Below are 11,175 nucleotides of genomic sequence, written 5' to 3' on the forward strand. Positions count from 1 at the left end.
AGAGGCATCCCAAAAGTATGGAACGCTTCCGAACCCACGTGCTTCTCTTACGGAAAGTACCGCATTTCCACAGCGTAAAGTCTAGGGAACATAAATATAATAAGTCCGTAACCCCATTTCGGATTCCAAAAAATGAAATAAGGCGGAATTTCAAGAAAAAAAGGCAAAAAAGACAGAAAATTACATATATTTTAAACAATAAGAAGAGAGGAATATATGGGATTTAATTTCCGCGGGCTTGCTTTTAAGCAATCCTTGATGATTTTGGCCGCCATCACAATCGTATTCGGCTTGATTTTTGGCATCATGAGTTACAAAACGCAAGAGATGCTGAACCGCATGACGGTCGAAAACGGCGAAGAGTCCAGTCGTGCAAACGTGAACTACATCGACAAGCTGTTCAATGCAGGAAAGCTTGTGGGTGACGACATTGCCGCGACGCTTGGCAAGCGCAAGATGACCAAGGCGGAACTGGACGAGTTCCTGTTCCAGTCGCTCACGAATGCCCGAAACCTGGTGCCCCAGATTGTGGCCGTTGTGCTTGCCTACGAACCGGGAATGGGTCCTGAAACTCCCAAGGGCGAGTTCATGCGTCTTGCGCGCTATGCCGACAACGAAATCAAGCTCGTTACCGGGGGGCATTACGACGACAAGGAATGGTATGCCAGTACCAGGGATGGGAGGACGTCCCGCTGGCAGGAACCGTTTATCGGTGAATTCGTCCCGGAGCCGATCGCCGTATACACCGTTCCCATTTTCCAGAAGAACAAGGCCGGCGAAGATGTCCTGGCCGGTGTGCTCGCCGTAGATATGTCCATCGAGTTCCTTAAAGACGAAGTCGCTGCGATTCCAGTTTCAAACTCGGGATACGCTCTGATTACAACGACCAAGAACAAGGCTGTGGCTTATCCGAGAAGTATTGCCCAGGGCAAGAGGAACCGTGACATTGTTGTCAAGGAAATCCGTGGAAATAGCGCCGTTGAGTTTGAGCGCAGGGATAGCAGCGGGCTCTTCATCGGCACGGTTGCCGGCGGCGAAGAGTCTGCCGTTTACTACACGACGATCCATTCAACCAACTGGACATTCATGGTCGTGTGGCCCATCCAGAAATATCTCGAGGACCAGAGCTCTGTGCGTAAGCTGTTCCTCGCACTGTCGCTTGGCGGTTACGGTATCATTCTTGTCATCATCCTGTTGATTTCGTTCCGCGTGGCAAAGCCGCTCAAGGACCTTGCCCTTGCTGCCCGCAAGCTTGGACGCGGAAATTTTGACGTGGCGATTCCAAAAATTAAGGGCCGCGACGAAGTGGCCGAATTCGCGTGGGCGTTCTCGAACATGCTCACCGAACTCAAGGACAACATCGAGAAGCAGAAGGACATGAAGCGCATCGAGCGCGAACTCGACCTCGCCCGAAACATTCAGCTTTCGATGCTGCCCGGCGAAGAGCGTGACGAAAATTCCGATGACGACCGCCACGAACTCGCTCCGTTCCTGTTACCAGCCAAGGAAGTGGGTGGAGACTTCTACGACTTCTTCAAGATCGACAACGACCACCTGTGCGTCGTAGTCGGTGATGTGTCTGGCAAGGGTGTTGCCGCGGCACTCTTCATGATGGTTGCACGAATTATCCTCCGCACCATGACCAAGAACCTGAAATCGGTTGGCGATGCGTTCAACAAGACGAACTATGCACTTGCAAAACGCAATCGCCTGAACATGTTCGTGACCGTGTGGGCGGGCATTATCGACCTGCGCACGGGACACATCGACTTTGCCTCGGCCGGACACAACCCGCCTGTCGTAAGGCACAGAGACGGTACTGCCGAATTTATCCCGAGCAAGTCGGACATTGTCATGGCCGCCATGGAAAATACGATTTACAAGCAGCAGACTTACAATCTCAATCCAGGCGATATGCTGTTCCTTTACACAGACGGTGTGACGGAAGCGACCAACTACAACAATGTACTGTTCGGCGACAACAGGTTGCTTGAAATTATAAGGAAAGGTGGTGAACTATCTTCCGCAGACACCTGTGCCCTGGTCAAGAAGGAAATCGACCACTTTGTGCAGGATGTTCCGCAATTCGACGACATTACCATGCTTGCCGTCAAATTCAACGGAATCGACGAACCTGTGTGGGAACGCTACGAAAAGACTATCGATGTTTCAAACAACGGCAAGAGTGGAGAGCTCAAGTCGTTTGTCGAGGACATCCTTACACCAATGGATGGAGCAAAGAAGATGCAAATGAAGGACGCTTGGGAGCGTTATGAAAAAATCGTAGATGTCATTCCGGAAAACCAGGACATCTTGACTGCGTTTGTCGAAGGAATTCTTGCCCCGATGGAAGGCTCGATGAAGTCGCAAATGCAGATCAATATCGCCATCGACGAAATCTATAGCAACATCGTCAAGTTCTCGGGTGCAACTGAAGTGACCCTGATTGTGGAAATTCGCAAGGCGACGATGATGGCGAGACTCACTTTTATCGACAACGGAAAACCCTACGACCCGATTCAGCAGGCTGACCCCGACATTACGCTCCCTGCCGAAGAACGTGAAGTCGGTGGTCTTGGTATATTTATCGTGAAAAAGACCATGGATAGCGTATGTTACCGCAGAAACGGCGACAAGAACGAATTGGCCATCACCAAGACCTTGTAAAAAATTTATATTATAGAGAGAGGTTATTATGCAGATTAATAAAACCAAGGAAAACGATAAGCTGACGCTTTCCCTAGTTGGACGTCTGGACACTTTGACAGCTCCGCAGTTGGACGCCGAGATTCAGGGCAAGCTGGACGGGGTGAAGGAACTCGTGTTCGATTTCAGTAAACTGGCCTACATTTCGTCTGCAGGCCTGCGCATCTTGCTCACTGCTCAGAAGGTTATGAACAAGCAGGGATCCATGGTGATCAGGGGTGCCGGGGCCGAGATCAAGGACATCTTTGAAGTCACCGGTTTCTGCGACATCTTGACGGTTGAATAAAAATAGCCCCGAAGGGCTATGGTCAATTGTTGCTATTGAGATGGCTTGGAGGGGCGCTTGCGCTCCTCCTTATTATTTCCTGCTTGGTATTGACGATGCGGTCGGCAATAGAACGGACCTTGTCGGTTAACCACAGCCAGGATTGCGAGCCTTCTGTATAATCCGCTTCTCCAAACATCTGTACGCGGCTGTCTCGGCGCAGAGCGTCGACCTGTCTAAAAGCCTGCACGTCTTTCTTGGGGTATACGGCGAATGTGGCGCCTCCGTTATAGTTCAGTATGCTGAATGCGGGAACGTCCGATGGGCCGTCCGCGACATAGATCATGTTTTCGAAGGGCACTCGGCGATCGTTTCGGGCAATCGACGAATTCACGTCGATCTGGTCGGGATACTTGTTGCTGCCCTTGTTGATTTCAAAGATGTAGCGCGTCTTGGAGGTGTTGTCGAGTGCCGATGCCACCTGCGATATTTCGCCTTCGGCAGGCGTAGCCGTTTTTTCGAAACCGGGTTGCGCAGGGCATTCTATAAACTCGCAGCCAAAAATTCCGTCGACATGGGGGGCGATGGCGCTTCCCTTAATGGTTTCAGAAAATCCAGTGCTTACGACATAGTGTTCTACCTTGATGCCGAAGGCCTGGTAGCGGCTTTCGGATTCGACCATCTGCTTGACCTGCGCAAAAAAGTCGGGAAGTCCCGGATAGAAAACCAGTTCCTTTCCGAATTCGCGCAATAGCTTGTTCGAAAGCCCTTTGAACAGGCCCGCCTTGACATAGGTGAGGACATGGTTCAGGTAGCTAGTGTCGGGATTTACATGAACCCCGACACGGGCGTAGTATTCGCGGAGGGAATTCACTTCGCTCCAGAACTTGCCTCCGTCAACTTGGTAATGCCTGAACAGCGGTTCTTGCATGTAGCTGCTGATAAGGGTCTTGTCACAGTCCCAAACCATGGCGATGATGTTTTGTTCGAAAGGTGTCATGGGAGCCTTACCGGGTCAAATAGAAACTTTCCGGATTGACGGATATGCCGTCGATACGGATTTCGTAGTGCAGAGCGATGCTTGACTGGATGCCGCTTTCGCCGATGAGGGCGATCGGTTCTCCGCGATGTACGGTCTGCCCCTGGCTTACGAGGGCTTGTCCCAGATGGGCGTAGAAGGTGCGAACGTCATGACCGTGGTCGACCTTGATGGAAAGGCCGAATCCACGGTGTTTGCGGACTTCGATGACGGAGCCTGCTCCTGTCGCATAGACGGTGTCTCCGTCAACGGCTACATAGTCGATGCCCCTATGCGGAAGCATGCTGTCGGTGAAGGGGTCGTAGACCATTTCGAAACGCTTCTTGATCGCATGCCCGTTTTTCATGGGATGCAGTACCGGAATCCTTTCTGCGTTGGCGGTATCCTTTTCGAGGGCGCTCAGCAATTTTTTGAATGAGGATTCCACTTCGTTGATGCTCTTGCGTTTCTGCAGAAGCGAATCGTCCAATACTGAAGCGTCGATCACGAATCCGAGACCACCCACCTTCAAGGTACTGTCGCGCAGAATTCGGGTTTCTTCGGCCTTCAGGATGGATGAATCAACAGAGGCTCGGATTTCCTTGAGCTCGCTGCGGATAGCCGCATTCTGTTTGTATACATTCGTGACATTGCCGCTAGTTATGTTGTCTAGAATTTGGACGGGCGAGAAAAGAATGAAGCCGAAGACAGCAGCCACCACGCCAATGATGGCGAATACTGCTCCTAAAAAGGAAAATCGGTAACTTTTCCCCGCAGTCGTCTTGCTAGGAAATACGTGGACTTCAAGTTTTTTCACTTTCAGACCCGTTGTTCTCTATGCGCTTGCGCAAGGATTCGATGACGCGTTTTTCTTCTTCGATGGATCCGAGTAGTTCCACCACGGACGGATCGTCCTTGATCGTGGCGAGCAAGTCGTCGCGGATGGCTCCATGCAGTTTCTGACCGAGGACCGTAAAGCGTTTTTTGAGTTTGGATTCCTCGTTTGCCAGTTCCACGCGCAAAAGCGCGGTCGAGGCGTAATTCAAGGCCTTGTTTTTTATCTTATTTAGCGTTTTTTCTGTCATGTCAATTTCCCTTTGTCCGTAAAAAAATTAGTTTTTTATGCGTATAAAAATGGAGACAAAATTATGAGCCGTAGCGATCGCAGACGTGCAAAGCAAAATGCTAAGCAATTTACACCTAAAAAGGCCAATGCGTTGGACCCTAAGATAATCGTTGTCCTTGCCGCTATTGCCGTTATTTTCTTCGTTGGAACCATGTTAATTCAGAGAGGCGCATAAATGAAGTTCAGTATCAAGAAATCCGTATTGCAGGACGCGCTGCAAATTGCCATCAGCGCCATTCCCAACAAGTCTACACTGCAGATCCTCAACGACTATTCGTTGCGTCTGGAAGGAAACTTCCTCGAAATCTGCGCTACCGACTTGAACTTGGGCGTGCGGATCAAGCTCGAAGTCATGGGTGAACGCGATGGCGAAGCCCTGATCAACGCTCGTAAGTTCTCTGACCTCATTAAGGCCCTCGTTGAACCGAGCATCGATACTGTAAGCATTGATGTCCAGGATCACCTCACCCGCATCAAGTGGAGCGAGAGGGGACAGGCCTCCATTACCAGTTTCGATGCTAGCGACTTTCCTCCGTTCCCCGAAGTGGACGGTGCCTCGCTTACGCTCGCTGCTAGTGAACTTGCGTTCCTGGTTGAAAAGACTGCCTTTGCTGTTTCGACCGACAATACCCGTCAGAACCTGAACGGCGTGTTCATGGAAGCCAAGGACGGCAAGATTTCTATGGTTGCAACCGACGGTCATCGCATGGGTCGCGCGAGCATCGATCAGGAAGGTGCGAACCTCGATTCCGGTATTATAGTGCTCCCCAAGGTGCTGCAGCTCGTGCTCCGTCTTGCAAAGAACGAAGACTCTATCGAAATCAGCACGACTGAAACTCATGTGCAGTTCCGTATCGGTTCCACGCAGATTATCTCGAAACTTATTGAAGGTCCGTATCCGAACTACCGTGCCGTGATTCCGCAGAATTTTGAACGCACCGTGCAGTCCAACGCGACCGAACTTCTGAACAAGGTCCATTGCATTCTGCCGATGGCCAATCCGCGCACGCACCAGATTCGTTTCCAGATGGACGGCAACAACATGGAGCTTTCTGCGACGGACCCGGATGTCGGTGGTGAAACTCGCGAAGCGCTCGTCGTGAATCACAATGGCGAAGGAAGCTTCAGCATCGGTTTCGATGGCCGTTACTTCTATGAAATCCTGAATATGTGCAAGAGCGAAGAAGTCGTGCTCAAGATGAATACCCCGATAGGTGCTTGCATCATCGAACCCGTGGGTGAGGATTTGAACTTCAGTTTCCTCCTGATGCCGCTCCGCCTTGCAGACTAAGGACTAAATGTATTACATATAAAGTAAAAAAGGGCGTCGCAGAAGCGAACCCTTTTTTAGTAAGTAGTGTTTAGTGAAAGGGAATGTCCTATGTCCATCCGCAAACGAATCAGCAAGAAAATCACCAAGGCTTTGCATGACTTCAACCTGATTGAAGACGGTGACAAGGTGTTGATTGCGGTAAGCGGCGGCAAGGATTCCAGCGTGCTTTTGATGGAACTTGCGAGCCGCATGGGAAAGTTCCTGCCGAACTGCGAAATCGGGGCAATCCATATTCAGAGCGACTTTGCCGATAACGCTCCCCGCGAATTTTTGCAGCGCATGGCCGAACAGTATCCGCAGATACCGTTCTTTTTCAAGGATGTCGCCGTCGAGGGACGCCTCAAGGAAGGTCGCAAGCTAAACTGCTATTGGTGTAGTACGCAGCGCCGTACCGAGCTCATCAAGTTCGCCCGCGAGAATGGTTACAACAAGATTGCGCTGGGACATCACATGGACGATATCGTGGAGACGCTCCTGATGAACATGCTGTACAAGGGAGAATTCAGCGGTATGCCACCGATGGTGCCATACGAAAAGTATCCGTGCAGCATAATACGTCCGTTGTGCTATTGCGAGGAAGCCGAAATCATCGAATATGCCGAAGATGCCGGTATCCGTAAGTTCACCTGTACCTGCGAATTTTCGAAGGCATCGCACCGCAAGAGCATTCGCGAAGAGATCAGGAACCTGACCAAGGGAAATTCGACATTGAAGGCGAACCTTTTCGAAAGCATGCGCAACATTCGCATGGATTATCTTTTGTAATTTTTTTATTGACTATAGACATTTCTAAAATTATATTAGCAAAAACGGAAGGGGATTGCCATGAAGCGGCTGGTATGCGCACCGATTCTATTGTCGACTTAGAATATTGCTTCTGACTCTGGTAACTGCGGGAATTATATTTTCTTTGTCGAACTTCTTATGCAACTACACTTGGTCTAAAGGAGGACCGATGATGCAGATGAAAAATATTAGAAGGCTTATTGTGTTGGGTAGTGCAGTTCTTGCACTTAATTTTGTCGGTTGTTCCGGAGAAGATGGCAAGGATGGTATTTCCGGAACAGACGGTAAGGATGCGGCGGAAGTCGATGTCGATTCGCTAGCGTCAGTCCTTCGCGAAGAGATCACGGGAACGCTCTGGGACAGCCTTTATGCGGAACCCTATGTGGATACGGTTTACAACATTCTGTTCGATAACGCCTTTGCCTCGGCTTGGATGGATTCCGTTCGCGAATCTCTGTTGGATAGTCTCAAGGAGGCCGATTATGATTCGCTCTATAACAAGCTTTACGATAGCGTCTATACGGATATCTACAGCCAGCAGGTCATCCGTACGCTCGATGCCTACATCTGGACGAGCAAGGAAAATATTTACGGAGCATTTGCCAATCAGTATCCGTTGATGTATGAAGGCTTTGTTGGAACGGAAGGGAAGGAACACCCTGTACCGGTTTCGATCAAGGTCCGTAATACATGCGACCGTGCCAATTCTTCGGTGCCCTGCCGTTGGAAAAAGGTTATGGCTAGGGCATGGATTAGCGGCTTTGCAGATACATCCTACGTGACGAAAAATGTGAATCCCGATTCCACCATTATCCTTGCTCCACAATTGAAATTCGATACGGAAGCGTTGCTTGCGCTTAACTCTCCCGCGGCGGCGCAGATTCAGATCGAGGCCTATGCCTTTGAAAACGATCGTGAAATCCGCTTCTTTACCGCTTCCGAAAGCACCACCATTCATCCGATGCAGATTGACGGCGCGGAGTATGCCGGTGTACCGAATCGTCGCTGGTGGTATGGCGTCTGGGTGACTCCGGATATGGATTCGCTTGCATCGATTGTGAAGGATGTTAGTGCGAAACTACCCGAAGGAACTTTAAAGGTCTATCAGCTGTATGCGGATGACGAAGATATGTCGGTTAGTTCCAGGCGCGTAGCCCAGGCTGTCTTCGAAGTGCTGCAGTCGCGAGGCATTTCCTATGTCCAAGATGACGGTGCCGCCAGCTCCGGCCAGCGCGTCCAGTATCCTATAGAGGTTCTCCGCAGCAAGCAGGGTATTTGTATCGAAACTTCCATGCTGTTCGCTTCGGTGATGGAACGTCTCGGATTCGATGTGGCGATTGTCCTTGTCCCCAAGCATTCGTTTATCGGTTGGAGCGTCGACGAAGGCAGCTTGGTTTATGACTTTATCGAAACGACCATGATCGGTTCCAAGGCGACCTTTGCCGAGGCAATCAATAAAGGAAATGAGACTTTCCAGGAACAGCAGGAACTCGGTAACTTTGAATCGGGAAAGTCCGAAATCATCCAGTTGAAAAAGGTGCGTGAATTCGGAATCATGCCGAATGAAATTCCCTAAAAAATTCTATAATGCGGTTGATTTGAACTTAATGCAGAGGGCTTTATGCAATTGGATGTGAACAAAATTCCTAGCTACTACAGTCGCCTTGTTATGGCGAAAAACCAGGGGCATTTTTCCATTGCGCGCGCTCTGCTGGATATCATCGAAAGCAGTCCTGCTCCCGATGCTACGACTGCCGAAGGCCGCAAGGCTCTCGAAAAGATGACGCAGGCCAAGGGGCATTCCCAGATGGTTGCTGCCGGGATCGACACGGCGGCAGTTCCCCCTGCGGGTGAAGTCGCCGATTGGCTGAATTATGTTGCCGAAAATACTCCTGCGACAAAAGCTCTGGCGCTAGCTCTTGCGGATTATTTTAGACAAGCTAATTCCATGCAGGTCTGCTACGATCTTTATTGCAGGGCGATTGAACTCGAAGGAGACGCGACTCCCGAGCAGCAGGTCGCATTAAAGGCTGTTGCGGACGGATCCATGGCAAACCGGTTTGGTTGCAGTTGCGAAGCAGAAGGGGATTACGCCCATGCGGCTGAATGGTACAAGAAAGCCAAGGCCGCTAATTTCCTGGGCGCAGGCGAATCTCTCGACCGAATGAACGCGCTTTACGGGATGTCCCGTTTCTTTACCCCGTGGCTCAAGGTTGCGACGATGACGGGGCGAAAGGAACTCGCTGAAGCCGTGCAGAATCTGATCAAGAGCGATCCGAAACTTGCCGCGAAAGCCGAAACCGTGTCTATAACCGAATCGGCCGTGCCGCCTTGCTACGAGGAAATTGATTACTGGGAGCGCGAGCTTGATAAGTATGCGCGCAGCGGTGACGGCGAAGGTGTGGCTTTTTTCGAAACCTATGTGGCCGTGGGCAGAATTCTGGAGCGGGCTAAGATGTACAATCTTGCGCTGCGTTGGTACAAGAAGGCAGTCGCTAATCATCCGACTGCCAACCAGGATGCGCACCGCATGTTGCCTCTCAAGAGTAAGTCGGAACCTCTTCGTGATGCCGAGGACATTTACGATAGCGAGAGCGCTATTCCGGCTCTCTGGAAAAATTAGCGCGATACAAAAATGAGAATGGTTCCCCATCCGGATTTACGGATGGGGCTTTTATTTTTGTGAACGATGATGAATCTTATTTTAAAAACTTGTGTTTATTGATTGTTGACATATTGTTTAGATTTGTACATTTCTCGGTTATTTCGCAAAAAATCGAAAAAAAGTGAAAAAAAAACGGCCGGAGCCCTTGACGGAAGGGAGTAAAAGTTCTATAATTGGCCTCACCCTCGAACGAGAGAGCCGAAAGGCCCGAACGGACGAGGACGGAGGCCCGCGAGGCCGCCGGGAAGATTGAAGGAATCGGAGATGTGCTTAGTGACGGGTCCAAGAGAATTCTTGGAAAGTCAAGATACGAACGTGATTAACGGGACCAAGACTTTAAAAATTTAATGAAGAGTTTGATCCTGGCTCAGAACGAACGCTGGTGGCGTGTCTTATACATGCAAGTCGAGCGGTGCAGCAATGCATAGCGGCGAACGGGTGAGTAACGCGTAAGCAATCTGCCCCATGCCCGGGAATAGCCGTGCCAACGCGCGGGTAATACCGGATATAGTGGCGCTCCGCCTGGAGCGTTGACGAAAGATTTATCGGCATGGGATGAGCTTGCGTCCGATTAGCTAGTTGGCGGGGCAACGGCCCACCAAGGCGACGATCGGTAGCCGGCCTGAGAGGGTGATCGGCCACATTGGGACTGAGATACGGCCCAGACTCCTACGGGAGGCAGCAGTAGGGAATATTGCACAATGGGGGAAACCCTGATGCAGCAACGCCACGTGTGGGAAGAAGCATTTCGGTGTGTAAACCACTGTCGTGAGGGAATAAGGCTGAGTTCCGGCTCAGTTGAATGTACCTCGAGAGGAAGCACCGGCAAACTTCGTGCCAGCAGCCGCGGTAATACGAGGGGTGCAAGCGTTGTTCGGAATCACTGGGCGTAAAGGGAGCGCAGGCGGAAGCTCAAGCGGATTGTACAAGACCGGGGCCCAACCCCGGGCCTGCAGTCCGAACTGGGTTTCTTGGATAGTTCAGGGGCAAGCGGAATTCCTGGTGTAGCGGTGGAATGCGTAGAGATCAGGAAGAACACCGATGGCGAAGGCAGCTTGCTGGGGACTTATCGACGCTCATGCTCGAAAGTGCGGGTAGCAAACAGGATTAGATACCCTGGTAGTCCGCACCGTAAACGATGCATACTGGGTGTCCGGGGTTCGCCCCGGGTACCGCAGCCAACGCGTTAAGTATGCCGCCTGGGGAGTACGTACGCAAGTATGAAACTCAAAGGAATTGACGGGGGCCCGCACAAGCGGTGGAGCATGTGGTTTAA

General features: G+C 50.9%; 10 protein-coding genes and 1 rRNA gene. 8 read left to right on the forward strand and 3 right to left on the reverse strand.

Translation table 11 applies throughout. From position 1 onward, the window contains the following. Nucleotides 1-216: 216 nt before the first annotated feature. Together Q0628_RS02080 and Q0628_RS02085 are read left to right on the forward strand one after the other, a co-directional pair. Nucleotides 217-2,667: a SpoIIE family protein phosphatase gene (locus tag Q0628_RS02080; RefSeq protein WP_298767918.1), complete on the forward strand. Its 2,451-nt coding sequence runs from the start codon at nucleotides 217-219 to the stop codon at nucleotides 2,665-2,667. Nucleotides 2,668-2,695: 28 nt separating this feature from the next. After that, nucleotides 2,696-2,992, forward strand: a complete 297-nt coding sequence (locus Q0628_RS02085; protein ID WP_298767919.1) for an STAS domain-containing protein — start codon at nucleotides 2,696-2,698, stop codon at nucleotides 2,990-2,992. A 22-nt stretch (nucleotides 2,993-3,014) separates the two neighbouring features. On the opposite strand, the gene Q0628_RS02090 is transcribed toward Q0628_RS02085, so the two are convergent. The 3 genes from Q0628_RS02090 to Q0628_RS02100 are packed head-to-tail and all read right to left on the reverse strand — an operon-like array spanning nucleotide 3,015 to nucleotide 5,074. Next, nucleotides 3,015-3,971, reverse strand: coding sequence for a hypothetical protein (locus tag Q0628_RS02090; protein ID WP_298767920.1), 957 nt, complete (start codon nucleotides 3,969-3,971; stop codon nucleotides 3,015-3,017). 7 nt (nucleotides 3,972-3,978) lie between these two features. Next, entirely contained in the window at nucleotides 3,979-4,806 is an 828-nt protein-coding gene (locus tag Q0628_RS02095) for a M23 family metallopeptidase (protein WP_298767921.1), read from the reverse strand. After that, nucleotides 4,793-5,074 carry a hypothetical protein gene (locus Q0628_RS02100; protein ID WP_298767922.1) on the reverse strand — a complete coding sequence of 94 codons (282 nt, stop codon included), beginning with the start codon at nucleotides 5,072-5,074 and terminating at the stop codon, nucleotides 4,793-4,795. Before Q0628_RS02100 ends, Q0628_RS02095 begins: the two co-directional genes overlap by 14 nt. A 63-nt stretch (nucleotides 5,075-5,137) precedes the next feature. On the opposite strand from Q0628_RS02100, the gene Q0628_RS02105 reads away from it, so the two are divergent. From Q0628_RS02105 to Q0628_RS02130, 6 genes are all read left to right on the forward strand, one after another. Next, nucleotides 5,138-5,290 carry a hypothetical protein gene (locus tag Q0628_RS02105; RefSeq protein ID WP_298767923.1) on the forward strand — a complete coding sequence of 51 codons (153 nt, stop codon included), beginning with the start codon at nucleotides 5,138-5,140 and terminating at the stop codon, nucleotides 5,288-5,290. After that, entirely contained in the window at nucleotides 5,291-6,406 is a 1,116-nt protein-coding gene (dnaN, locus tag Q0628_RS02110) for a DNA polymerase III subunit beta (RefSeq protein ID WP_298767924.1), read from the forward strand. It abuts the gene before it with no gap. Nucleotides 6,407-6,496: 90 nt separating this feature from the next. Then, nucleotides 6,497-7,213 (forward strand): tRNA 2-thiocytidine biosynthesis TtcA family protein, encoded by a 717-nt coding sequence (locus Q0628_RS02115; RefSeq protein ID WP_298767925.1) that lies wholly within the window; start codon nucleotides 6,497-6,499, stop codon nucleotides 7,211-7,213. A 190-nt stretch (nucleotides 7,214-7,403) separates the two neighbouring features. Beyond that, nucleotides 7,404-8,810 (forward strand): transglutaminase family protein, encoded by a 1,407-nt coding sequence (locus tag Q0628_RS02120; protein ID WP_298767926.1) that lies wholly within the window; start codon nucleotides 7,404-7,406, stop codon nucleotides 8,808-8,810. A gap of 45 nt (nucleotides 8,811-8,855) precedes the next feature. Next, on the forward strand, nucleotides 8,856-9,857 hold the full coding sequence (locus Q0628_RS02125; RefSeq protein WP_298767927.1) for a hypothetical protein: 1,002 nt from the start codon (nucleotides 8,856-8,858) through the stop codon (nucleotides 9,855-9,857). Nucleotides 9,858-10,243: 386 nt separating this feature from the next. Then, nucleotides 10,244-11,175, forward strand: a 16S ribosomal RNA gene (locus Q0628_RS02130); the annotation flags it as partial.

The sequence above is a fragment of the uncultured Fibrobacter sp. genome (assembly GCF_937877005.1).
Taxonomy (GTDB): domain Bacteria; phylum Fibrobacterota; class Fibrobacteria; order Fibrobacterales; family Fibrobacteraceae; genus Fibrobacter.